This window comes from Micromonospora sp. NPDC007208 (assembly GCF_042869175.1).
Lineage (GTDB): Bacteria > Actinomycetota > Actinomycetes > Mycobacteriales > Micromonosporaceae > Micromonospora > Micromonospora foliorum.
On record NZ_JBIAFG010000004.1, the window covers coordinates 392,858 to 415,781 of the forward strand.

Consider the following 22,924-nt stretch of genomic DNA (forward strand, 5'->3'; position numbering starts at 1 on the left):
CCTCCATCCGGGGCGGTGATCGGACCCTAACACCGCACCCGAACGGCGGAAAGTTGTCGCGAGAGCCCCTAGGACGCCCGCGTGAACGTCATGATCCAGTTGGTCTCCCAGGTCTGCTCGCCGTCAACCGAGAACGCCTGCTCCCAGCGGGCGGTGGTCGCGCTGATGTCCGACCAGATGAACCGGCACCGCACCGGGCGCCCCTCGTGCTGGTCGTCGGCGTAGAAGCGGCCGACCCCGTCGACGAAGCGGCCCACCATCGGCGGCTGCCCCAGCACCCCGGTGTCACTGCTCATCCAGTAGATCGACCACTCCTGCCGGGCCGGGTCGAAGATCCGGATCGTGGCGCCGGCGGAGCCCTTGGTCGGGAAGGTGATCTCGTCGAAGTGACCGCCGCCGGCGAAGAAGCCGTGCGCCACCGACACGCCGGGGAACTCCTCCCACTCGTCGGAGCCGACCAGCCGCTTGCGCAGCCGCCGGTTGACGACGTTCCAGGTGCCCACAAAGAAGTCGAAGTCGCCCATCAGCGGCCCACCGGCCCTTCCGCTCGCGTGTCACGCAGATAATCGATCAGATTCGGGCTCTCCGGCAGCAGCATGTGCCGGACCCAGGCGGCCCGCTCGTACTCCAGAACCGCCAACTCCCAGACGCAGCCCACTGCCGGGCGGCGTAGGTGGACGAAGTGTGCCGGGTCGTCGTCGGGACAGTCCAGCGCCGGTTGCCCGGCCGCTGCGACACGGACCTCCACCGCGTTGTCCCACACCCAGGTGTACGCCAGCAGGTAGGCACCGGTGTCCGCGCCCCGGTGCAGCACCACCCACCCGGAGGCCGGGGTGCCGTCGTCGACGACGTCGGCCAGCAGGTCGGGCAGCAGGTCGTACGCGGCCTTTTCCACCTCGGGTTCGATCGGTCGCTCCGGCTGGTCTATGTGGTAGCGCTTGAGGTGCCGGCCGTCAATCAGCACTGGTCCGGGCGTTCGTAGTTCCTTGTCGCGAAATGCCATGCCGGGACGGTAGGACGGGTCCCCTGACAACTAGTGTCAGTGAAGTGCGGGCCTCTCGACTTCTCTCCGTCCTGCTGCTGCTCCAGTCGCACGGGCGGTTGACCGCCGCGCAGCTCGCCGAGCGGTTGGCCGTCTCCCCTCGCACCATCTACCGGGACGTCGAGTCGCTGCACGCCGCCGGCATCCCGCTCTATGGCGAGGCCGGGCACGCCGGCGGCTACCAGCTCGTCGACGGCTGGCGGACCCGGCTGACCGGGCTGACCGCCGAGGAGGCCGACCGGCTGTTCCTCGCCGGGCTGCCCGGCCCCGCCGACGAGCTGGGCTACGGCGACGTGGTGGCGGCGCTGCAACTCAAGCTGCACGCCGCGCTCCCCGCGCCGCTGCGCGACCGGGCGACCCAACTGCAACAACGCTTCCACCTGGACACTCCCGGGTGGTACGCCGACGGCGACGCCTCCCCCGAGCTGGCCCGCACGGCCGAGGCGGTCTGGCGGCAGCACCGCGTCGAGGTGCGCTACCGCGGCTGGAACGGGGAGGTGACCCGGGTCCTGGAGCCGTACGGCCTGGTGCTCAAGGGCGGCCGTTGGTATGTGGTGGCCGACCAGCCCGGCCGGGGCGCGCCGGCGACCTACCGGGTCAACCAGATCCTCGCGCTGACCCCACTCGCGCAGGAGTTCGACCGACCCGCCGACTTCGACCTGCCGGCCTGGTGGCGGGCGCACGTGGTGCAGTTCCGGGCCCGGTTGCACCGCGACGAGGCCCACGTCCGGCTCTCCCCCGCCGGGCGGCAACGGCTGCGCGAGGTCGGCAGCGATCCGGTGGTCACCGCGATGGACAGCAGCGCCGGGCCACCGGACACGCGGGGTTGGGTGACCGCGGTGCTGCCGATCGAGTCGCTCACCCATGCCCACGGTGAGCTGCTGCGTCTCGGCGCCGATGTCGAGGTGTTGGCCCCGGCAGCGCTGCGCGAGCGGCTGGCCGCCACGGCGGCCGGGCTCGCCGCGCTCTACTCCCCCGCCTGAACAGCCCGAACCCTTCTCCACAGTGGAAGGGTCGGGGGCGTCGATTGTCGGCACGGTGTGCCACCCTGGGACGGTCGTCGATGGTCACCGGAGGTGAGGGTCACGTTACGGCTACGCGCACTGGTCGCTGTCCCCGGCACCGGGCCGGTGACCCTCGACGTTCCCGCCGGCACTCTCGCCGCCCTGGTGGCGCCGCCCCGGTTCGGCACGGCGGTCGCCCGGGTGCTGGCCGGGCTCGCCCCGCCGGTGACCGGTCGCGTCCTCGTCGGCGACCGGGACGTCACCAGCCTGCCGCCGCCACGCCGGCAGATCGGCTACGTGCCCGCCGGTGGCGCACTGCTGCCGCAGCTCACCGTGCGCCGCAACATCGAGTACGGCCAGCGCAAACGCGAACGGGTGCACGAGGTGGCCAACGACTGGACGGCCACCGTTGTCGACCGGCTCGAGTTGGCGCTCTCCCTCGCCCTGCTGCCGCACCAGATCTCCGCCGCCCAGCGGTTCCGGGTGGCGCTCGCCCGAGCGGCGGCCTGCCTGCCCGAGGTGCTGGTGGTCGACCTGCCGGCCGGTTCGGCGGGCGACAGCCGTCTCGGTGACCTGATGCCCCGACTCTCGCCACCGGACGCCCCCGGGGTGGCGGTGCTGGTCTGCACCGCCGACCCGGCCACCCTGGCCGAGATACCGGTGCGGCACGAGCTGGTCACCGAGCCGAGCGAGGTGCCCCGATGAGGCCTACCGCCCGAGCGAGTCGCCGTACGCTGCTGCGCGCCGCCGCCGCGGGCGCCACCGCCCTGGCCGCCGGCTGCTCCGGTGGGACCCGGTCGGTGCAGGTCGCGGTGGTCTGGAGCACCAGCGAGCTGGACCGGTTCCGCGAGGTCGTCGCCGGCTACCCCGCCCCGGTGCAGGTGGTCAGCGCCGGCAACGACATCGACGCGTTCCTGCGGGCCCGGCACCTCGCCGGCACCAGCCCGGACGTGGCGATCCTGCCGCGCCCCGGCCTGGTCACCGAGTACGCCCAGCGCGGGTGGCTGAGCCCGGTACGCGCGTCCACCGAGTACGCCGTACCCGCCGGGCTGGGCGAGCTGTTGACGGCCGAGGGCCAGCGCTACGGCGTCTGGGTCAAGGCGGCGCACAAGTCGCTGGTCTGGCACCTGCCCTCGATGCTGCCCGTGCAGCCGGCCAACTGGGACGCGCTGGTCCGGCGTACCCAGGAGCTCGGCGCGCTCGCCCGCCGCGACGGCGGGCCGGCGCCCCTGGCCATCGGCGCGGCGGACGGTTGGGTGCTCACCGACTGGTTCGAGAACGTCCTGGCCGACGTGGCACCCGAGAGTTACAACGCCCTGGCCCGAGCGGACGCCGACTGGCAGGGCAGACCGGTGCGCGACGCGCTGGACCGGCTCGCCGGGCTCTGGAGCATCACCGGGGCGTTCGTCGGCGGTGGCCGTCGCGCCCTGCTCACCCAGTACGAGGAGTCGGTGATCCAGGTGGTGCACACGAAGCGGGCGGTGATGCTCGTCGGGGCCGACTTCACCGCCGACGTCGCCGACCCGTTCCAGCGCGGCCCGGAGGCACCGGTCACGTTCCGGTTCCCGGGCGCCCAGCCGGGCGGCGGCCCCCTGATCGTCGGCGGGGACGCGGCCGTGGCGTTCGGCGACGCCCGAGGTGGGGTCGAGCTGGTCGAGTGGCTCACCGGGGCCGACTCGTTCCAGCCGTGGCTGCGTGCGGGCGGTTACCTCTCGCCCAACACCAACGTCGCGATCGGCAGCTACCGGGACCGCGTCGGCCAGAGGCTCGCCGAGGAGATGCGGACGCCCGGCACCCTGCGTTTCGACCTCTCCGACCAGTTGCCCGGCGCGTTCACCGGCTCGGACGGGGTCGGCATCTGGCGGATCATGCAGGGGTTCTTCGCCGACGTCACCGACGGGGTCCGGGCCGGCGAGGCGATCCGTCGGGCCACCGGCCTGCTCGCCGCGGCGGCCCGCAGCTCGGGAGGCGGCCGATGAGCCAGGTGCGGGTCCTCGGCGAGCTGGCGGTCCTCGACGACGTCGGCCCGGCCCGGCGGGGTCGGGCCTATCCGGCGGCCGGCGCGACGTCGGCCCTGCTGCTGCCGGCCGCGGTGCTGCTCGGCGGGCTGGTGCTGTGGCCGGTGCTGCGGACCATGCACGCCAGCGTCACCACCGACGGTCGCTGGGTCGGCGCGGCGCACTTCCGGACCGCGCTCGCCGCCCCGGGCACCGGCGCGGTGGTCGGCCGGACGGTCCTCTGGGCACTGCTGGTGCCGGCGGTGGTGACGGCGCTGGGCTATCTGCTCGCCGCCGCGTCCCGCCGCTCCCAGGAGGGCGGCCTGGTCCGGTTGATCCTCCTGGTGCCGGTGGCGTTGCCGCTGGTCGTCACCGGGGTCACCTTCCGGCTGATGTACCACCCGGACCCGAGCCGAGGGCTGGCCACCCTGGTCGCAACGAGACTGTCCGGCCGCGCGGTCGAGGACGCGCCGCAGTTGCTCGGGCCGGGGATGGTCACCGTCGCGTTGATGTCGGCGTTCGTCTGGGCCTGGGTCGGGTTGGCGGTGCTGGTCTTCCGCTCCGCGCTGGACGCGGTGCCGCCGAGTCTCGCCGACGCGGTCCGCGCCTACGGCGGTGGACGTCGCCACGTGCTGTGGGACGCCCAGTGGCGGCCCCTGCTGCTGCGGACGACCGCTGTGGTCTTCGCGCTGGTGGCGGTCGGCACCAGCCGCACGTTCGACCTCATCCTGGTGATGACCCCCGGTTCGGTCCGCGACGAGGCCTCGGTGCTCGCGCTGCGGATCTGGCAGACCTCCCGGGGCACCACCACCGGCGACGGCGCGGCGCTCGGCGTGGTGTGGCTGGTGGCGGTGATCGGCGGGATCATGGTGGCCGCGCTCTTCGTCCGGCAGGCCTGGCCCCCGCCGCGTGTGGAGGCGACACCGGAGCCCGCTCCGGTGGCCCCGCCCCGGCGGTTGTTCCGGCTGCTCGCGGCGGGTGCCGCGATCGCCTGGCTGGTGCCGCTGGCGGTGCTGGTCGCCACGTCGGCGCACGGCCGGGTGGACGCCGCCGCGCGCGGCTGGTGGTCGGCGCCGCCGAACGGCGAGTCCTACCGCAACGTGGTCACCGGCACCGAGCTGTGGCGCACGCTGGGCTTCACCCTGCTGCTGGCCACCGCGGTGACCGCCATGGTGCTGGTGGTCGCGCTGCTGGCCGCGTACCCGTTGGCCTGGTTGACCGGGCCGGCCGCGCAGGCCACCGGGCTGCTGCTGCTGGCGGCCAGCGTCGTGCCGATCCAGGTCATCGCCGGGCCGGTCAACGAGGTGCTGGGCCTGGTGCTCTCCTCCGGCACGGCTCAGGGCCTGGCCCTGGTGCACATCGCGCTGGGCGTGCCGTTCGCGGTGCTGGTGCTGCGCAACGCGTTCGCCGACCTGCCGGTGGAGCAGGTCCGCGACGCCCGGCTGGGCGGGCGCCGGTGGTGGCACACCCTGCGCCGGTTGGCCCGGCACAACCTGTCGGCGGTGGTGGCGGTCTCCGTGCTGGAGTTCGTCCAGGTCTGGAACGACCTGGTGGTGGGTCGGCTGTTCGGTGGGCCGGGGTCGTCGCCGCTCGGGCCGTTCCTGGCCGAGCAGACCCGCAGTTTCGTGAGCAACAGTGGCGCGTTGGCGGCCAGCTCGGTGCTCGCGTCGGTGCTGCCGGTGGTGCTGGTGGTCCTCTCGCGGCGGCACCTGGTCGCCGGGCTCGTCTCCGGGGGTGTGCGGTGACCGGGCCGGGTGGCGCGCGTGGTGGCTCGCGGTGGCCGGCGCTGATCGCGATCGGCGGCGTGGTCGGCAGCATCCTCGCCAACGTGGCCAGCAACCTGGCCGGCAACCTCCTCTCCGAGCTGGCGGCCAGCGTGCTCGGGCCGGTGACCATCGTCCTGGCCGCCGGCGGCGTCGTCGGTTACGTGGTGTACGAGGTGCGCCGTCGCCGGGCCGGCCGCGAGGTCGGCCCGGAGCCGACGGAGGTGCTCACCATCCCGGCCGCCGGGGCGCCCAACCTGCCCTACACGGCCGAGTTCACCGGTCGGGGCAAGCACGTCGACGCGCTTGTCGGTCTGCTCGCGCGCGAGCACGCCGTGGCGGTCCTGGGCCGGCGCGCGGTGGGCACCTCCGCGTGTGCGGTGCAGGCCGCGAACCAGTGCCGGGAGGACTTCCCGGACGGGCAGTACTACCTGGACCTGCGCCACCGTGGCCGACCCCGCTCGGCCCGCCAGGTGCTCACCGCACTGGCCCGGATCCTGGGCACCGCCCCGCCGACCTCCGGCCGGCCGGACGCGCTCGCCGTCGCCGCCGACGCGCTGCGCGGTCAGCTCGACGGTCGCAAGATCCTGCTGGTGCTGGACAACGTCGACCGTCCCGACCAGGTCCGGCCGCTGTTGCCGCCCACCGCGCGCACCTGCCGGCTGCTCCTCGCCGGTGGTCCGGCGCTTGTCGGTCTGGAGGGTGTGGTCGCGCACTGGATCGCCGAGCCGGGCACGTCCGAGGCGGTGGAGCTGTTCGCCACGGCGGGCGGGGCCGCGCCCGCCGCCCGGGTCCGTCGCGCCGACCCGCGCACCGACCCGGCGGTACGCGACATCGTCGACCTGTGCGGGCGGCAGCCGCGCACCGTCCGCGCGCTCGGTTACCGCACCGCCCAGCACGGTTGGCGGCACTCCGACGTGCTGGACGCGCTGCGCCGCGCGGTGCAGACGCCACCGCACCAGCGGCTCGCCGTCTCACCGGCGGCCCGTCTGGTCACCGAACGGGACATCGCGTACTGGGCGTTGCCCCGCCAGGCCCGCCGGTTGTACCGGCTGATGTCGCTGGTCCCCGCCCCGGTGGACCGGCCCACCATCGCCGCGCTGGCCGGGCGGCACCCCGAGTTGGTGACCGCGCTGCTCGACCGGTTGGCCGCCGCGGCGTTCGTGGTCGGCGCGCCCGGCGACCGGTACGAGATCCGCCCCCTGCTGGCCGGCAGCGCCCGACTGCACCTGCGGGACGCGGATCCGGCCCGGGCCCGGGTCGCCGCGCAGGCCCGGTTGACCCGGCACCTGGCCCGCCGGGCCGAACGGCACGCGGCCAACCTGGCGGTGCTCGGGACTCCACCGGACCGGGAGTGGTCGCTGCCGCTGGACGACGACCCGTACGGCTGGTTCGACCTGCACCAGGAACTGCTGCTGGCGGTGGTGCGGGTGCCGGCCGGCGCGAAGGAGACACTGCCCCGCCGGGTCCGCCGGTGGTGGTTCCGGCTGGCCGTGGCGTTGTGCGGGTGGCTGGCGTACGCCGAGCGGCTCGACGAGTGGGAGCAGGTCTGCCGCACCGTGCTGGCCACCCCGACCGCCGACGACCGCCCGGAGATCGCCGGGTGGGCGCACAACGAGCTGGGGGTGCTGCGCCGCCGCCGGCACGACCCGCAGGGGGCGGCGGCCGCGCTCACCCTCGCGGTCAACGAGCGGGGGCGGCGGGGCAACGCCCAGGCGCGGATGAACCTCGGCCTGGCCCTGCTCGACCTGGGGCAGCTCGACGACGCGGTGGAGCACCTGGAGATGTCCCGCCGACACCGCTCCGGCGCCGACCGGGCCGGGCACGCCCTCACCGAGCTGGGCCTGGGTGCGGCCCAGCTGGCCCGGGGAGAACCGGACACCGCGCACCACCACCTGGTGCGGGCGGCCAACACGTTCCGGTCGGTGGGTGACGCGCGCGGGTACGCGGCGGCGCTGACCAACCTGGTGCTGGTGCACGCGGCGCTCGGCGAGCACCTGGACGCCGCCCAGGCGTGGCGGGCCGCCCTGCGCGAGTACGAGTCGGTGAACGACCCGACCAGCCGGGCGACGGCACTGCTCAACGCCGGGGCGACGCTGCTGAGCAGCACCCCGGGGCAGGCGCGGACGGCGTACGAGCTGCTGGCCGAGAGCCGCCGGCTGCGCGAGGAGGCGCGGCCGACCGCCGGGTTGGCGCGTACCCTGCTCTACCTGGGTGACGCTTGCGCGGCGCTGGGCGACCGGGCCGACGCGCGGCGGCACTGGGCGGACGCGGCGGCGGTGGCCGAGGAGGTCGCCGACGCCCAGGGGTTGGCCGCTGCCGACGCCCGGCTGGAGGACGACGCCGACAGCCGGGTGACGTAGGTCGCTCGGGTTGGTCGCTGGCACCGCTCTGGGAGACTCTGTGATCGTGGACGCGCTCTCGGTACGGGGACTCAGCCGCAACTTCGGCAACCTGGTCGTGCTCGACGATGTGAGTTTCACGCTGCCGGCGGGCCGGATCGCGGTGGTGCTGGGGCCCAACGGCAGCGGCAAGACCACCCTGCTGCGGTGTGTCGTCGGCGCCGACCGGCCGGACGCGGGCGAGGTGCTGGTGCAGGGCCGCCGGGCCGACGAGACCGACCCTCAGGTGCGGGCGCTGGTGGCGGCCGCCCTGGACGACATCGACTTCTTCCCCGACCTGTCCGTGGTCGAGCACCTGGAATTGGTCGCGTACGCCCACGGGGGTGACGCCGAGCCCGTCGAGGAGGTCCTCGCCGAGCTGGGTCTGGAGCCGGCCCGCGACCAACTGCCGGTGACGCTGTCCAGCGGGCAGCGCCGCCGACTGGCGCTGGCGTCCTGTTTCGTCCGGCCACGCCGGGTGCTGATCCTGGACGAGCCCGAGCAGCGGCTGGACGTCCGCGGGCGACAGTGGCTCGCCGACCGACTGCTGCGGGAACGGGCGGCGGGCACGGCCGTGCTGCTGGCCTCGCACGACCCGGAGCTGATCGACGCGGTGGTCGACGAGCGCATCGAGATCGGCAAGTGACCGCCGCGCCGGCCACGATCGCCGACGCGCCGGCCGGGGTGCCCACCGCCCGACAGGTGCGGACGCACCTGCGCCGGGCCCGCAGCCGGCACCACGACCATTCCCTCGGCGACGTGCTCGGCGACGCGTACGTCATGGTCCTGTTCGTGGGCATGTACGGCTGGTTCGCGATCAGCGCCAGCCGTGACCTGCTCGACTCCCCCACGGTGGGGCGGGCCGAGCCGGGCGTGCGGTGGTGGCTGGCGGTCGCCGCGCTGCTGGCCGGCGCGGGGCTCGCCTGGCGTGGCCTGCGGGCGCTCGGCCCGCTGCTGGTCACCCCGGCGACGCAGAGCTGGGCGACAAGCGCGCCGATCGACCGCCGGGCCTGGCTGGCGCCGCGCTTCGTCCTGCTGCTGGTGGGCGCGGCGGCCGGCACCGCGGCGCTCGGGGTGGCCGTGGCGGCGCTCGGTGGGGTCACCGAACCGTCCGTCCTGGGTTGGGCGGCGGCGGCCGGCGCGGGGTGGGGCGCGGCCGCGCTGGCGCTCAGCGTCGTCGCCCAGAGCAGCCGGTCGGGGCGACGCTGGCCGACGCTGGTCGGGGCGGTGCCGATGGTGGTGGCGGCGGTGATCACCGCCGTGGTGGTGCTCGTCGGTCGCCTCGGTGACGGGCTGCCCCGGCCGGCGACGACGCCGACCGTGGCGTTGTTCGCCGCCGCGGTGCCCCTCGTGGGCGTGGGCACGATCCTCGCGGTACGGGCGTTACCCCGCGTCGACCGGGCCACCCTGACCACCGGCGCGCAGTTCGCCAACGCCGCCGCCACGGCCACCATCCTGCTGGACCCGAGCTTGCTCGCCAGCCTGGTGGAGAGCCGCCGTTGGCGCCGGATCGGGCGGGTTCGCAGCCGCCGGTTCCGGCCCGGCCCCGGCTGGTGGGCGCTGCTCCAGGCCGACGTACGCCGGTTGCACCGCCACCCGAGCGCCGTGCTGATCTGGGCGGCACTGATCGGGGTGCAGTACGCTGCCGCGCTGGCCCTGCCCGGGTTGGCCGGGGCCGCGCAGGTGGTGTTCGCGTACCTCGCCGCCGACCGGTTGACCGGCGGTCTGCGGGCGGTCAGCCGCTCACCCGGTCTGCGCCGGGCGCTCGCTGGCAGCGACAACCTGCTGCGCGGGATCCACGTGGTGGTGCCGGCGGTCGGCGCGGGCGTGTGGTGGTTGCTGACCCTGCCGACCGTCGACCCGGGGCCGGCCTGGCTGGCGCCGACGCTGGCGCTCGGGGTGGTGGCCGCCGCGTTCCGTTCCGGCACCCGCCCGCCGATCGACTACGGCGGCGCGACGGTCAACACGCCGTTCGGGATGATCCCGGTCGACCTGCTGCGTCAGGGGTCCCGTGGGCCGGCGCTACTCGCCGTGCTGGTCCTCGTCCAGCTGTTCCTGGGCTGACGGGCCGCCCGGCCAGCCCGGGGCACTCAGCCGTCCAGCCGGCGGACCATGTTCATGATGGTCTCGACCTGCGCGCCGCCCTTGATCGGGAAGTTGGTCGCTCCGAGGTAGCCCCACCAGTCCCAGCAGCCGTTCGGGTTGCTCAGGGAGGTAGCCGCCTGCGGGTACAGGACGATCAGGTTGTTGGTGTCGGCGTACTGGTTGAGGTTGGCCCGGTCGACGAACGCCGTGCCCACCGCGCCGACGGACTGCACGCAGCCGTGCAGGGCGACCAGCAGGCGGCACGACTGGCCGGCCGCGCAGGCCGACGGGACGTAGGCGAAGCCGTTGGCGTCCATGCTCAACCCGTTGGCCCAGCCGTTGACCGCGAACGTGTTCTGGCTGAAGCGGATGAGCGAGCCGCCGAGCGCCCCGGTGTTCGGTGCGTTCACCCCGCCGAGCAGCTTGCGCAGCAGGGCGTTCTGCGGGTCGTTGCCGCAGTCGTTGAGGTACGGCGACGCGGTCGTCGCGCATCCGAGCGTGCCGTACGGGGTGACCCAGGAGTGACCGGCGGCGGAGCCGCTGTCGTACTGCACGTTGGCCCCGAAGTGCTGGTAGTAGCGGACCAGGTCGTCGGTGACGGACTTCTTGACCGTGGTGTCGTTGCCGCCGTGGAACACGTACACCGGATCACCGGACAGGTTGCCGACCGGGTCGACCCAGCCGTACGACGCCCAGGTCCGGGTGTACGCCTGCAGCGCGGAGACGTTGGTCGGGTACCTGTTGTCGCCGCAGCCGTAGAGCGCCTGGGTGACGGTGTTCTGGGAGCAGTAGTAGGGCCCGGCGGCGAAGACGGCCGCTCCCCGGATCCGGGACGAGTAGGCGACGTGCAACTGGGTGGCCATGTAGCCACCGGAGGAGACCCCGGCGACGTAGACGCCGGAGACGTTGTAGGTGCCCAGTGACCCGGAGACCGGGGGCTTGGTGGTGGGGTTGGCGGCCTGGGCGGGTGCCGCGGCGGTCAGGATCAGCAGGAGCACGGCCGCGATGGTGGTGGCGGCTTTCAGCGGTGTGGGCATGGGCGCTCTTCTCGGCAGCGTCAACGGGGGCGTCGGCGTGCGCCGAAGCTACCGTGACATAGACCACACCAGATATGACGACGACCGACACGTCCGCCACCGCTGGAATGTCGCCCGCCCCCACTCCCAGTGCTCAGGGCCTTGGCACGTAGCCGAGCGCGGCGGCGACGGCGGTGACGCCGTCCTCGATCTCGGTGGGCGTACGGGCCGCGTAGCCGAGCACCAGGCCCGGCCGGTAGGGACGCTGGCAGTGCCAGGACAGCGGTTGCACCTTCACCCCGCGCGCCAGCGTCGCGGCGGCCAGTTCGGTGTCGACCACGGCGTCGTCCAGCGTGATCATCAGGTGCAGACCGGCGGCGGCGCCGTGCACCGTCGCCGACGGCAACGCGCTGGCCAGCGCGGCGATCATGGCGTCCCGCCGGCGGATGTGTCGCCGACGCAGCAGCCGTAGGTGCCGCTCGAAGGCGCCGGAGGTCATCAACTCCGCCAGCACCAGTTGCGGTAGCACGGCGTTGCCCAGATCGGCGTTGCGCTTGGCGGCCACCACCGCCTCGCGCAGCCGCGCCGGTACGAGCAGCCAGCCGACCCGCAGGGCGGGGGCGAGCAGTTTGGAGACGCTGCCGGCGTAGCAGACCTGCTCGGGCAGCAGACCACGCAGCGCCGGCACCGGAGGGCGGTCATAGCGGTGCTCGGCGTCGTAGTCGTCCTCGATGATCAGACCGCCGGCCCGCGCCCAGGCGACGAGTTGGCGGCGGCGGTCACCGTCGAGCACCACGCCGGTCGGGAACTGGTGCGCGGGGGTGAGCATCACGGCCGGTGCGCCACTGGCCGCCAACTCGTCGACCCGTAGCCCGGCGTCGTCGACCGTGATCGGCGGGGTGTCCATCCGCCAGTTGTTCAGGTGCTGCCGCACCCCGAGCGAGCCCGGGTCCTCGACCGCGATCCGGTCGACGCCGGCGGCGGTGAGTGCCTGGGCGAGCAGCCCCAGCGCCTGGGAGACGCCGGCCACGATGATCACCTCGACGGGGTCGACGCTGATCCCCCGGTTGCGGGCCAACCAGGCGGCGACGGCCTGGCGCAACGCGGGCGTGCCACAGGGGTCGCCGTAGCCGAGGTCGGCCGCGGCGAGGCGGCGCAGCACGGTCCGTTCGGCGCGCAGCCAGTCCGCGCGGGGAAAGGCGGCCAGATCGGGTACGCCGGGCGTCAGGTCAATGGTCGCGTGCGCCGCGCGTACCGCGTCGAAGATGTCGGTGCCCGGTGCCGGCGGGAAGGTCGCGACCGGTGCCGGCGCGGCGGCCGGGGCGGGTGTACGCGCGGCCGGCGCGGCGACGACCACCGTGCCGGCCCGGCCCCGACCGGCGACATGTCCCTCCTCGGTCAGGCGCTGGTACGCCTCGGTGACCACGCCCCGGGAGACACCGAGGTCGGCGGCGAGCACCCGGGTGGGGGGCAGCCGGTCACCGACCGGCACGCGGCCCTCGGCGATGGCTTGGCGCAGCCGGTCGGTCAGCCAGTCGGCGCGCCCGCCCGGCGCCGCGTCGGTGATGGTCAGGTGCAGGAAGTCGGAGCCGGCCGATATGGACCCCTCGGACGCCGCTGGTTTGGCTCTGCGCATCGGACCATTGTGGCAGCAGAGTGAGCAGGAGCCAGACCTGCAACCCCGCTGGAGGACGATCGTGACCATCCCGTTCCTGATCACCACGCTGATCGTGGTGGTCACCCCCGGCACCGGGGTGCTCTTCACGCTCTCCGCCGGCCTGTCGCGGGGCGCGCGGGCCGGGGTGCTGGCCGCGTTCGCCTGCACGCTGGGCACGCTGCCGCACCTGCTCGCCGCGATGACCGGGCTGGCCGCGCTGATGCAGACCAGCGCCACGGCGTTCGAGACCGTCCGCTACCTCGGCGTCGGCTACCTGCTCTACCTGGCCTGGTCCATGGCACGGGACCGCGACGCCTTCGCGGTGACGACCGACGCCCCACCCCGCTCGGCGATCCGGGTGATCGTCTCCGGGGTGCTGGTCAACCTGCTCAACCCGAAGCCGACGATGTTCTTCGTCGCGTTCCTGCCGCAGTTCGTGGACACCACGGCACCGGGCTCGACCCGGGCGATGCTCGGCTGCGGCGCGGTGTTCATGCTGCTCACCTTCGTGGTGTTCAGCGGCTACGGCGTCTTCGCGGCCCGGGTACGTGACCGGGTGCTGACCCGACCCCGGGTCAGCGACTGGCTGCGCCGATCCGCCGCCGGCACGTTCGTCGCGCTCGGCGTGACCCTCGCCCTCACCGAACGATAGGACCACCGTGCAGTTCGAACACTCTCCGCAGCTTCGCGACGCGTACCCCGACCTGGTCGCCGGGGTGGTGCAGGCCCCCGGGATCACCGCCACCGCCGACGTCACCGGACGCACGGCCGACTATCTCACCGAGGCCCGACGGCGACTGACCGCCGGTGGGGCCGAGAGCGGGTTCCCGGAGATCCAGGCCTGGCGGCGGGCGTACGCGGCCATGGGGTTACGGCCCACCAGGTACCGGTGCGCCGCCGAGGCGCTGCTGCGCCGGCTGCGCCTGGACGGCGAACTGCCCCGGGTGCACCCGCTGGTCGATCTCTGCAACGCCATCTCGGCCGCGTACGCCATCCCGGTCGCGGTGCTCGACGTGGACCGGGTCGACGGCGACCTGGTGGTCCGGCCGGCACGCGGCGACGAGGCGTACCTGAGTTTCGCTGGCGAGACCGAGCATCCCGAGCCGGGCGAGGTGACCTTCGTCGACTCCGCCGGGCGCGCACACGCCCGGCGGTGGACGAACCGACAGAGCGGCTGGTCGGCTGTGCGGGCGGGCACCTCGTCGGTGCTGATCGTCGCCGAGGCGCTGCACCCGGGTGCCGAGCCGACCGTGAGACGGCTGGTCGCCGACCTCGTGACGGAGCTGACCGACGGGTGGTCCGCCCCCACGGCCGCTGCGGTCCTCACCGCCGCCGCGCCCCGTTTCCGCACCCCGTGACGATTGGGTTGGCCCCGCCGGGGTAGTGCGGCAGCATGCCACAGCGATACGAGAACTACCCCCGGATCGGCGTCGTCACCGGCGCGGACTCCGGCATCGGCAAGGCCTGCGCGGTGGCGCTGGCCACGGCCGGCTTCGAGATCGGCATCACCTGGTACGGCGACCCCGACGGCGCCGAGCGGACGGCCACCGAGGTCCGCGCGACGGGGCGGCGCTGCGAGGTCGCCGAGGTGGACCTGACCCGACTGCCGGACGCGGCGGCGGTGGTGGACGAGTTGGCCGACCGGTTGGGCGGCATCGGGGTGCTTGTCAACAACGCCGGCACCGGCAGCTCGACGCCGTTCGTCGACACCGGGTGGGAGCAGTGGCGCGAGGTGCTCGCCGTCGACCTGGACGCGCCCTTCCTGTGCGCCCAGCGGGCCGCGCGACGGATGCGGGCCACCGGCGCCGGCGGGCGGATCATCAACATCACCAGCGTGCACGAGCACGCGCCCCGGGTGGGCTCCGCCGCGTACTGCGCCGCGAAGGGCGGGCTCGGGCTGCTGACCCGGGTGATGGCCCAGGAGTTGGCGGCCGACGGGATCACCGTCAACGCCGTCGCCCCGGGCGAGATCGCCACGCCGATGACCGGTCAGGAGGATGTCGACCCGTTCACCCAGGACCGGCCCGGCGTGCCACTGGGGCGGCCCGGCGACGCCCGGGAGGTGGCCGCCGTGGTCGCGTTGCTCGCCTCCCCCGCCGCCAGCTACGTCACCGGCGCGTCCTGGCCGGTCGACGGGGGCATGTTGCTGATGGGGCCCCAGGCCGCGGCGTTGACGAACGACGACTGGCGATCGGTCTGACCGGCACTGCGGGCGTCATCAGCGCCTCGACGCGGTCGACGCCCGGACGATGTAAGCGAACTGCACGCCGAACGCCACCACCGCGACCAGCACCCCGACCAGGACCGCCCACTCGCCCCTGACCCCGACGATCGCGGCGACCAGCGCGATGCCGAGCCCGCTCAGTACCGCATTGACCGCGCCCACGAGTGCGGCAGTGGTCAGCAGGAACTCCCACCGCCCCGGTCGTGTGCCGACCAGGTTCCAGGCCGTGCTCATGGCGTCCTCGGCCGCCACCGCGTCGGCGAAGAAGTCGTGCTCGCCGGCGAGCTGGTGTTGGTAGTAGGCCCGGATGCGCTGGATCCGCCGCAGGTCCAACGAGTTCTCCACGGTGGTCTCCACCAGCCGCAGGAACGTCAGCACCCCGATGATGACAAGCGTCGGCAGCACCGCGGCCAGGTACGGCCGGACCAGCTTGTCGTTGCTGGCGACGAAGCCGAGGCCGATCAGCGCCGCCGACAGGACGGACAGGAAGATGGTGGCGCGGCCGGTGGCCTCGGCGATGGTGCCGGAGCGGGACGTCTGCAACGCGTAGTGCTCGGTGGTCAGGACGGTGAGAAGCGCCTGCTCGCGTTCGCTCTCGTCCACCCCGCCACCCTCCGTGGTCGCACGACTCCGTTACCGTCACCCTATGAGCGGTGCACCGGGTCCGAGCGGCGAACCGGCCGCTCGGAGAACGGGACAGCGCCCAGCAAAGCGGGCACGTATTCTCCGAACTCCGGTGATCAGTAAGCGGCGGTGGGGCCGACCGACGGCGGAAGGGGACCGGATGCCCGAGTGGGCTGGTCGGGGCGGGCGGCAACGACGCGCCTTCGTCGTCGGTGGGGCACTGTTCGCGGTCGCCGTCGTCATGCTGCTGGCAGCCTGGCGCAGCACCGGCTTCCTCAGCGACCTGCTGCTCAACCTCGGGGCCAGCGTCGTGCTCGCGGCCATCTCGTACGTCATCTTCGACCCGCTGTTCGAGGAGGCCCGCAAGGCGCGGGTGCAGGAGCACCTCAGCTTCGACCAGCAGGCGTTCGTGACGCGGCTGCACCGCTCCGGTCGGCGGGTGCGCATCCTCGACACCTGGACGATCCTGCTGGAGCAACGGCACCGCGAGGAGACCCTGAGCGCGGTGCGGGCGGCCCTCGCCAACGGCGCCCAGGTGCAGTTGCTCCTGCTCGATCCCGACTGCACCGCCGCCCAGCAACGCTCCGAGGAGCTGGAGCGGCAGCGGGTGGACGTGCCCCGGCAGATCCGCACCAACCTGCGCCACCTGGCCGCGTTCGCCGACGCGCTCGACTCGCGGCTGCGGCACCGCCTGCAGGTCCGGCTCTACGACGCGTCCCCCTCGATCCAGCTCTACCAGTGGGACGGGCGGGCACTGATCTCGTTCTTCCCGATCGGGAAGTTGTCGTTCAACGTGCCGCAGCTCGAGGTGGACATGGACAGCCCCTGGGGCGGGTTCGTGCACGCCCGGTTCGAGGAGCTGTGGGAGCACGAGCAGGCCACCCTCGACCTGGACCGGTACTGGTCGGTCACGGTCACGCTGCGCCACGACGAGTCGGACGTGGTCGAGGTACGCGTGCCGTACGTGACGGTGGACGGGCAGCACTACGTCGACTGCCGCGATTTCCGGGTGACCGGCGCGGTGACGGTGCGAGCCGTGCTGCCGCCCCGCGCGCACGGGGCACCCCCTGCGGTGTTCGCGCTGGCCGAGCCCGCCGACGGGGACCGTACCCCGGTCGCCACTGTGAAACGGCACTTCGACCAGAAGTACGGGCACGGCGACGGAGAGCGGGAGCTCTACCGGTTGGTTCCGCCGCCGGGTGATGCCCGTACCCCGGCGCCCCGCTCGGCGGCCGCCGGCGACACGCACGCACGGTGACCCCCGACCGGACCGGCCGGCTCGGCACCGGAAACAATGGTGGTCCACCCTGATCGACGGGAGGACCGTAGGCGTGTCGCACCGCACCGCACCGCCGTCCGGGGCGGCGCAGCTGCGCGCCGACTGCGGACGCTGCTTTGGCCTGTGCTGCGTGGTGCCCGCCTTCGCCGCGTCGACGGACTTCGCCATCGACAAGCCGGCCGGCTCGCCCTGCCCCAACCTGCGCCCCGACCACCGCTGCGGCATCCACACCGAGCTGCGGCAGCGCGGTTTCCCCGGCTGCACGGTGTTCGACTGCTTCGGTGCCGGGCAGCAGGTCGCCCAGGTGACCTTCGGCGGGCGGGACTGGCGGGACGCGCCGGAGACGTTGCCGGCGATGGCGGAGGCGTTCGCGGTGCTACGACCGCTGCACGAACTGCTCTGGTACCTCACCGAGGCGGTGGCGCTGCGCCCGCCGGCCGACCTGCGCACCGAACTGGAACGCGCCCGCGCCGAGACGCTGACCCTCACCGACGGTGACCCGGCGCAGCTTCGCGCGGTGGACGTCGCCGGCCAGCGGGACCGGGTCAACCCGCTGCTGTCCCGGGCCAGCGACGCGGCCCGCGCCCCCGGCGGCGCCGACCGGCGGGGCGCGCACCTGCTCGGGGTGGACCTGCGCCGGGTCGACCTCCGCCGGGCCAACCTGCGCGGGGCGCTGCTCATCGGCGCCGATCTGCGCGGAGCGGACCTCGGCCTGGCCGACGTGACCGGCGCCGACCTGCGCGGCGCCGACCTGCGGGGCGCGGACCTGCGGGACACGCTCTTCCTGCACCAGTCCCAGGTGGACGCCGCCCGGGGTGACACGCGCACCGTGCTGCCGCGGACAGTGACCCGGCCGGCGCACTGGACGGCGCTGCCGCTCACCCCGGTCCGCCAGCCGGCCCGGTCTTCCGCGCCCGCCCGTCGGGGCCGCCGCCACTAGGAACGGCCCCATCCGGTACGTCTCGCGCTTCCGTCAGCTCCTGGAAGCCGGCATGGACCGGGCACTGTGGGCAGCGGGTGCGGTCGCAGAGCCGGCAGAGGTGGGCCAGGCTGCCGGCGTCCGCCACCTCGCCGTGCAGGAGGACGCGGGCGATGTCGGCGAGCTGGCGGCCCTGCTCGACGGTCAGCGGGGTGAGCAAGTCGGTCAGCACCTCCTGTCGAGCGCGCAGGGTACGGACGGCGGCCGCCGTGCCCTCGGTGGTGAGGTGCAGGGCGCGGCTACGCGCGTCGGTGCCGGGACGCCGTTCCACCCAGCCCTGCTCCCGGAGCCGCCGGACCAGGTGCGCGACGCCGGGCTGGGTCAGCCCGAGCACCTGGCCCAGCCACTCGGCGGTCACCCCGGGCTGGTCCTTGAGGACGACGAGCGCCTCGGCGAGCGCGCCGCCGGCCCCGACGGACGCGCTGACCGACGCCCGCATCCGCGAGCCGACGAGCAGGGCGAGTGCGCCGAGCAGGTTGGGCGAGCCATCCTCGGGTAGATTCATAACTTGTGAATGTACCTCGACGGGCGATGCTGCTCATCCTGTTGATGACCGTGGCGCAGCTACCGGTCGCACTGCGGCAACTGCTCGTCGTGCTGCTCGGTCACCAGAACACCGGCAGCTTCGCCACCGCCGGACTGGCCAGCGCCGGCTGCGGGATCGGGCTGGCGGTCACCGCGCCGCTGGTCGGCCGACTCCTGGGTCGGCTCGGTGCCCGGCCGGTGCTGCTCGCCACCGGCCTCGCCCACCTGCTCGCCCTGCTCGGCCTGGCCGTCACCACCGAACCGGTCGCCTTCGTGGCGCTGGCCACCGTGGCCGGGCTCAGCACGCCACCGGCCGTCGGCAGCGGACGCGCCCAACTGGCCCGGCTCGTCGCCCCCACCGCGCTGGCCCGCGCGTACGCGGTCAACGCCGTCGGGCAGGAGGTGCTCTACGTGGGCGGCCCGCTCGCGGTGACGCTGAGCCTGCTGATCAGTGGGCCCACGGCCGCACTGCTCGCCTTCGCCGTGATCGGCAGCGCCGGGCTGCTCGGCATGGTCGCCGTGCTGCCGCCGCGCGAGACCGACCGGCAGCCTCGCGTGAAGGGGTCCGCGCTGCCCGGCCGGGCCACCCGCCGCACCGTCGTCGGCGCCCACATCGGATACATGATGGGCATCGGTGCCATGTGGGTGCTGGTGCCCGCGTTCGCCACCACGGTCGGGCACCCGGACCAGGCCGGGCTGCTGGTGACCATCTGGTCGGTGGGCAGCCTGGCCGGTGGCGTACTGCTGGCGAGCCGAGGGCGGCCCGGCAGCCCGGCGGCCGCGTACCTGACGATGCTCGGCACGTTGGCCGCCACCTCGGTGGCGCTGCTGCTGCCGCGCAGCGTGCCGCAGATGGCCGTCGCGCTTGCGGTCTTCGGTCTCGCGCTGGCACCGTTCCTCGCCGTCACCGACGAGATCCTCGCCCGCTCCACCCCGGCGGACCGGCTCCCCGAGACGTACGGGTGGTTGCAGACGGCCGGGCAGCTGGGCATCGCGGCCGGCTCCGCGACCAGTGGCGTGGTCAACGACCACCTCGGTAACACCTGGGCGTTCCTGGTGGTCGTCGGCGCGCTGGCGCTGGCGCTGGTCATCGCGCTCAGCCGTCGCCGGACGCTGCGGTTGCCGTCCGCCGCACCGCAGGTCGAGACGGTCGGAGCGGCGGTCGCCGCTGGCGGGTCAGGTTTCGGCCGGGACGACGCCGGGTAGCCAGCGCCGACGCGGACCGGCATTGACGGGGGGCACGGCGTGGGCTACCGAAATCGCCAAGGTGAGCAGCCGGGCGACCCGCAGCACAGCGAGGACGAGGCCGGCCAGGCGCCACTGGTGCAGGTCGAGACGGACACCGAGGTTCCCGCACCGGCGGACACCGACGCCCGGCCGGACATCGTGACCGAGCCGGACAACTCGGGCGTCGCCGGTGGCTCGTCCGGCAGCAGCGGCGGTGGCTCCAGCATGCCGGGGCACCCGGACGCGACCCGCTGACCCAGGCTCAGCGGCTGCTCAGCGCGGCCCGCGCCTCGGTCATGCCCTTGTTGGCGAGCCCGTCGGCCCGCTCGTTCTCCGGGTGCCCGTTGTGCCCCTTGACCCACAGCCAGGTGACCTCGTGCCGTTCGCAGGCCGCCTCCAGCCGCTGCCACAGGTCGGCGTTCTTCACCGGCTGCTTCGCGGCGGTCCGCCAACCGTTGCGCTTCCACGACGCCAGCCAACTGGTGATGCCGTTACGCACGTACGTGCTGTCGGTGTGCAGCTCCACGGTGACCGGCCGGTTCAGGCTCTCCAACGCCTGGATGGCCGCCATCAGCTCCATCCGGTTGTTGGTGGTGGGCGTGGCCTCACCGCCGCACAGCTCCCGCTCGTGATCGCCGTAGCGCAGCAACGCGCCCCAACCGCCCGGCCCGGGGTTGCCACTGCACGCCCCGTCGGTCCAGATCTGCACGCCCCTGCCGGCCGCCGCGTCCACCATGCCCGGCAACCTACCGGGCGCGGATGTCGTCCTCCCCGCTCGGGGGGCCGGCGCGCCGCGCCGTCGGCGCCGAACCCACCACCGCTGGTGGGATGGCCGGCGCGGGCCGGGTGGGGCGCAGCCGGTCACGGACGCGGTGTACGGCGTCGCCAGCGGTCGCGGCGATCATCGGTACCAGCCGGGTCGAATTCATGATCGCGACCTCCTCGGCCGGGGTGGTGGCTCCGTCGAGGAAGCGCAGCACCCGCTCGGCCGGGTTGCGATCGAAGAGCCGGTCGAAGAAGTCGGGACCGCCCACCCCGCCCCGGTCCAGCGCCCGCAACGCCACCGCGTCCATCCAGCGGTGCCGACGCGGGTACGCCGGCGCGGGCACCGGCGGTCGGCCCGCGGCGAGAGCGCGGGCCACCTGGTCGGCCTGGCGGTACATGGCGGAGAAGGTGAAGCCGGTGGAGGGGCGGGTCGCGCCCCCGGCCGTGCCGAGCCGGACCACGCGGGGTGTGGGCCGGGCGGGAAACGGCGCGTCGGTCATCGGGATCACCCCGTTCTCCACCTCGCGCACCCGCAGCCCGGCCGGGTCCAGCCCGAGCAGGTCCCGGTAGCCGGCCAGCGCCGCGTCGTAGCCGGCGTCGGTGAGCAGGTCCGGTGAGAACTCGGTGTACTCGACCAGGGCGTAGCGGTCGCTGACCGGCAGCACGTACCCGAAGGAGACGCCCCGGGGCGGCTGCGGGGTACGGAAGTCCATCAACACCGCTCGCGCCGGGTCGAACACCGGCCGGTCGGCCTCCAGCCACCACCCCCGGAAGTGCTGCAACCAGGTGGTTCGCCCCGCTCGCGCCGGCGGGCGGGGGCGGGAGTCGAGCACCCAGCCGGCCCGTACGGTGCGTCCGTCGCCGGTACGCACCCGCACCCGGGCGCCGTCGTCGCGCACCGTCTCGGCGGGCGCGACGATCCGGGTGGCGTGGAGGCGACGCTCGGCGTCGGCAGCCCGGTCGTAGACCGGGCCGGAGCGGAGCATGGCGTACCGCAGCGGGGTGAGGTCCAGGACGCGGCGTCGCGCCGCCGTCGTCACCTCGACCTGCTGCCAGCTCGCGCTGAGCAGCGGGTCCAGGTCGGTGTCCGGGTGGCCCCAGAACGCCCAGGTGCGGTCCTGACCACGCCGGCGCACCGGGTCGACGATGGCGATCCGCAGGCCGCGGACACCGTGCCGGTCCAGCGCGGCGAGCAGCAACGACGCGGCGCCGCCACCACCGAGCAGCGCGAGGTCGACGTCGAGCGGCGCGGAATCGGTCACCCGCACCACGCTGCCACACCGCCGCCCGACACGACCGGATGGGCCGCAACGGCGCTCAGGCCACCGGGGCGGGCGACTCGACCGGTGGCGGGTCAGCGAACGCCTGCGCCACCGCCGCCATGCTATGACCCTGCTGGAGACCGGCGAGCCGATGCCCGAACCGACCCAGCGCCCCCGTCGAAGATCCGCACAACTTCAGGGATGTAGTGGTCACCAGAGCGCGCGAGGCACCAACATCCCTGTTCTTGTGCGGATCTTGGCAAGGCCCGGCGAATCGCGCCGGCCAGGCGGTGCATTTCCGCCGTCTCCGGCAATACCTCGCCATCGACACAGCGACGACAGCCCGACCGGATGGACATCGATCGGAGCACCGGTGCCGGTCGGGCCGTCCGGGCCTTTCCGCAGCTCTCCCCGCCTTCGGGTGGACACGTGACGGCAACGAGGATTTCTCATTTTCACCTGATCGAGGACCCAACCCACCTAGTGTTGGGCACACCGGTGCTAGTCACGGAGTTGGCCACCCGAACGACGTCCCACGCAGTCAGCGGACGAAAAGTGAGGGAAGACGCGTATGAAGGTCTCAACAGCACTCTGCTCGGCGGCGCTCGGCGTGGGCCTCGGCACGCTCCTGCTGCCAGGCGCCGCACTGGCCGACACCACTGTGTCACCGGCCACCACCCCGGTCGGTGGGACCGTCGTGCTCACCGCGACGACCTGCAACCCGAAGTCGGGTGACGCCATCTTCCGGGTCACCGGCCCCAACCGCGACCAGAACGTCCGGTCCACCACGGCCGCCGCCGGCGGCGGGCTGAGCGCCGAGCTCTTCACCGCCGGGTTCACCCTGGGTACGTACACGGTGGCGGCGACCTGCGGCGACGGCAGTTCGGCCGGCACCGCCACATTCGCCGTCACCCCGATCGGCGGCGCGCCGGCCGGCTCCGGCGGCGACAACCGTGACACCGGCGCTCTCGCCGCCGGCGGCACGCTGCTCGGCACCGCCCTCGCCGGCGCGGTGATCCTGATCCGCCGGCGCCGTCCGGTGTCCACTGTCGCCTGATCGGCGACCGTTCCATCCCTGAGACGGGTGCCCGCGC

General features: G+C 74.0%; 23 protein-coding genes. 15 read left to right on the plus strand and 8 right to left on the minus strand.

Annotation, left to right across the window (positions count from 1 at the left end; genetic code table 11):
- Window positions 1-68: 68 nt before the first annotated feature.
- A complete protein-coding gene (locus tag ACFYL6_RS11060) occupies window positions 69-524 on the minus strand; it encodes a hypothetical protein (RefSeq protein WP_238661980.1) in 456 nt (151 codons plus the stop codon).
- Complete coding sequence (locus tag ACFYL6_RS11065) at window positions 524-1,003, minus strand: hypothetical protein (protein ID WP_387170129.1); 480 nt, start codon at window positions 1,001-1,003, stop codon at window positions 524-526. Before ACFYL6_RS11065 ends, ACFYL6_RS11060 begins: the two co-directional genes overlap by 1 nt.
- Before the next feature lie 44 nt (window positions 1,004-1,047).
- Between ACFYL6_RS11065 and ACFYL6_RS11070 the strand changes: the two genes are divergently transcribed.
- From ACFYL6_RS11070 to ACFYL6_RS11100, 7 genes are all read left to right on the plus strand, one after another.
- Window positions 1,048-2,025, plus strand: a complete 978-nt coding sequence (locus ACFYL6_RS11070) for a helix-turn-helix transcriptional regulator (RefSeq protein ID WP_387170130.1) — start codon at window positions 1,048-1,050, stop codon at window positions 2,023-2,025.
- 93 nt (window positions 2,026-2,118) lie between these two features.
- Window positions 2,119-2,751 carry an ATP-binding cassette domain-containing protein gene (locus tag ACFYL6_RS11075; protein ID WP_387170132.1) on the plus strand — a complete coding sequence of 211 codons (633 nt, stop codon included), beginning with the start codon at window positions 2,119-2,121 and terminating at the stop codon, window positions 2,749-2,751.
- On the plus strand, window positions 2,748-4,025 hold the full coding sequence (locus ACFYL6_RS11080; RefSeq protein ID WP_387170134.1) for a hypothetical protein: 1,278 nt from the start codon (window positions 2,748-2,750) through the stop codon (window positions 4,023-4,025). Before ACFYL6_RS11075 ends, ACFYL6_RS11080 begins: the two co-directional genes overlap by 4 nt.
- Window positions 4,022-5,788, plus strand: coding sequence for a hypothetical protein (locus ACFYL6_RS11085; protein ID WP_387170135.1), 1,767 nt, complete (start codon window positions 4,022-4,024; stop codon window positions 5,786-5,788). The genes ACFYL6_RS11080 and ACFYL6_RS11085 overlap by 4 nt, the downstream gene beginning before the upstream one ends.
- Window positions 5,785-8,169, plus strand: a complete 2,385-nt coding sequence (locus ACFYL6_RS11090) for a hypothetical protein (protein ID WP_387170136.1) — start codon at window positions 5,785-5,787, stop codon at window positions 8,167-8,169. Before ACFYL6_RS11085 ends, ACFYL6_RS11090 begins: the two co-directional genes overlap by 4 nt.
- Window positions 8,170-8,209: 40 nt before the next feature.
- Entirely contained in the window at window positions 8,210-8,833 is a 624-nt protein-coding gene (locus tag ACFYL6_RS11095) for an ABC transporter ATP-binding protein (RefSeq protein WP_357713492.1), read from the plus strand.
- Entirely contained in the window at window positions 8,830-10,251 is a 1,422-nt protein-coding gene (locus ACFYL6_RS11100; protein ID WP_387170138.1) for a DUF6297 family protein, read from the plus strand. The genes ACFYL6_RS11095 and ACFYL6_RS11100 overlap by 4 nt, the downstream gene beginning before the upstream one ends.
- 26 nt (window positions 10,252-10,277) lie before the next feature.
- Here the strand turns inward: ACFYL6_RS11100 and ACFYL6_RS11105 are convergent, their stop codons facing one another.
- Both ACFYL6_RS11105 and ACFYL6_RS11110 read right to left on the minus strand, forming a co-directional pair.
- A complete protein-coding gene (locus ACFYL6_RS11105) occupies window positions 10,278-11,309 on the minus strand; it encodes a poly(3-hydroxybutyrate) depolymerase (protein WP_387170140.1) in 1,032 nt (343 codons plus the stop codon).
- Between the two features lie 133 nt (window positions 11,310-11,442).
- A complete protein-coding gene (locus ACFYL6_RS11110) occupies window positions 11,443-12,924 on the minus strand; it encodes a PLP-dependent aminotransferase family protein (RefSeq protein ID WP_387170142.1) in 1,482 nt (493 codons plus the stop codon).
- Window positions 12,925-12,985: 61 nt separating this feature from the next.
- Between ACFYL6_RS11110 and ACFYL6_RS11115 the strand changes: the two genes are divergently transcribed.
- The 3 genes from ACFYL6_RS11115 to ACFYL6_RS11125 are packed head-to-tail and all read left to right on the plus strand — an operon-like array spanning window position 12,986 to window position 15,145.
- Complete coding sequence (locus tag ACFYL6_RS11115; RefSeq protein WP_387170144.1) at window positions 12,986-13,597, plus strand: LysE family translocator; 612 nt, start codon at window positions 12,986-12,988, stop codon at window positions 13,595-13,597.
- Between the two features lie 7 nt (window positions 13,598-13,604).
- Window positions 13,605-14,303 (plus strand): B3/4 domain-containing protein, encoded by a 699-nt coding sequence (locus ACFYL6_RS11120; RefSeq protein WP_387170146.1) that lies wholly within the window; start codon window positions 13,605-13,607, stop codon window positions 14,301-14,303.
- A gap of 35 nt (window positions 14,304-14,338) precedes the next feature.
- Window positions 14,339-15,145: an SDR family oxidoreductase gene (locus tag ACFYL6_RS11125; protein ID WP_387170148.1), complete on the plus strand. Its 807-nt coding sequence runs from the start codon at window positions 14,339-14,341 to the stop codon at window positions 15,143-15,145.
- Window positions 15,146-15,163: 18 nt separating this feature from the next.
- On the opposite strand, the gene ACFYL6_RS11130 is transcribed toward ACFYL6_RS11125, so the two are convergent.
- Window positions 15,164-15,772, minus strand: a complete 609-nt coding sequence (locus tag ACFYL6_RS11130; RefSeq protein WP_387170150.1) for a hypothetical protein — start codon at window positions 15,770-15,772, stop codon at window positions 15,164-15,166.
- Window positions 15,773-15,953: 181 nt separating this feature from the next.
- On the opposite strand from ACFYL6_RS11130, the gene ACFYL6_RS11135 reads away from it, so the two are divergent.
- On the plus strand, window positions 15,954-17,051 hold the full coding sequence (locus ACFYL6_RS11135) for a DUF5919 domain-containing protein (RefSeq protein ID WP_387170152.1): 1,098 nt from the start codon (window positions 15,954-15,956) through the stop codon (window positions 17,049-17,051).
- A 73-nt stretch (window positions 17,052-17,124) separates the two neighbouring features.
- On the plus strand, window positions 17,125-18,012 hold the full coding sequence (locus ACFYL6_RS11140) for a pentapeptide repeat-containing protein (protein WP_387170154.1): 888 nt from the start codon (window positions 17,125-17,127) through the stop codon (window positions 18,010-18,012).
- Here the strand turns inward: ACFYL6_RS11140 and ACFYL6_RS11145 are convergent.
- The gene (locus ACFYL6_RS11145) at window positions 17,951-18,556 is read right to left on the minus strand and encodes a MarR family winged helix-turn-helix transcriptional regulator (RefSeq protein WP_387170156.1); all 606 of its coding nucleotides are present in this window, start codon (window positions 18,554-18,556) and stop codon (window positions 17,951-17,953) included. The genes ACFYL6_RS11140 and ACFYL6_RS11145 overlap by 62 nt on opposite strands.
- A 5-nt stretch (window positions 18,557-18,561) precedes the next feature.
- Between ACFYL6_RS11145 and ACFYL6_RS11150 the strand changes: the two genes are divergently transcribed.
- Together ACFYL6_RS11150 and ACFYL6_RS11155 are read left to right on the plus strand one after the other, a co-directional pair.
- Window positions 18,562-19,782 carry an MFS transporter gene (locus ACFYL6_RS11150; protein ID WP_387170158.1) on the plus strand — a complete coding sequence of 407 codons (1,221 nt, stop codon included), beginning with the start codon at window positions 18,562-18,564 and terminating at the stop codon, window positions 19,780-19,782.
- 39 nt (window positions 19,783-19,821) lie between these two features.
- On the plus strand, window positions 19,822-20,058 hold the full coding sequence (locus ACFYL6_RS11155) for a preprotein translocase YidC (RefSeq protein ID WP_387170160.1): 237 nt from the start codon (window positions 19,822-19,824) through the stop codon (window positions 20,056-20,058).
- Between the two features lie 7 nt (window positions 20,059-20,065).
- Here the strand turns inward: ACFYL6_RS11155 and rnhA are convergent, their stop codons facing one another.
- Both rnhA and ACFYL6_RS11165 read right to left on the minus strand, forming a co-directional pair.
- Window positions 20,066-20,539, minus strand: a complete 474-nt coding sequence (gene rnhA, locus ACFYL6_RS11160; protein ID WP_357351370.1) for a ribonuclease HI — start codon at window positions 20,537-20,539, stop codon at window positions 20,066-20,068.
- A 10-nt stretch (window positions 20,540-20,549) separates the two neighbouring features.
- Window positions 20,550-21,830 (minus strand): lycopene cyclase family protein, encoded by a 1,281-nt coding sequence (locus ACFYL6_RS11165; protein ID WP_387170162.1) that lies wholly within the window; start codon window positions 21,828-21,830, stop codon window positions 20,550-20,552.
- A gap of 571 nt (window positions 21,831-22,401) precedes the next feature.
- Here ACFYL6_RS11165 and ACFYL6_RS11170 point away from each other — a divergent pair.
- The gene (locus ACFYL6_RS11170; RefSeq protein WP_124775133.1) at window positions 22,402-22,887 is read left to right on the plus strand and encodes a hypothetical protein; all 486 of its coding nucleotides are present in this window, start codon (window positions 22,402-22,404) and stop codon (window positions 22,885-22,887) included.
- The last annotated feature ends 37 nt before the right edge of the window (window positions 22,888-22,924 follow it).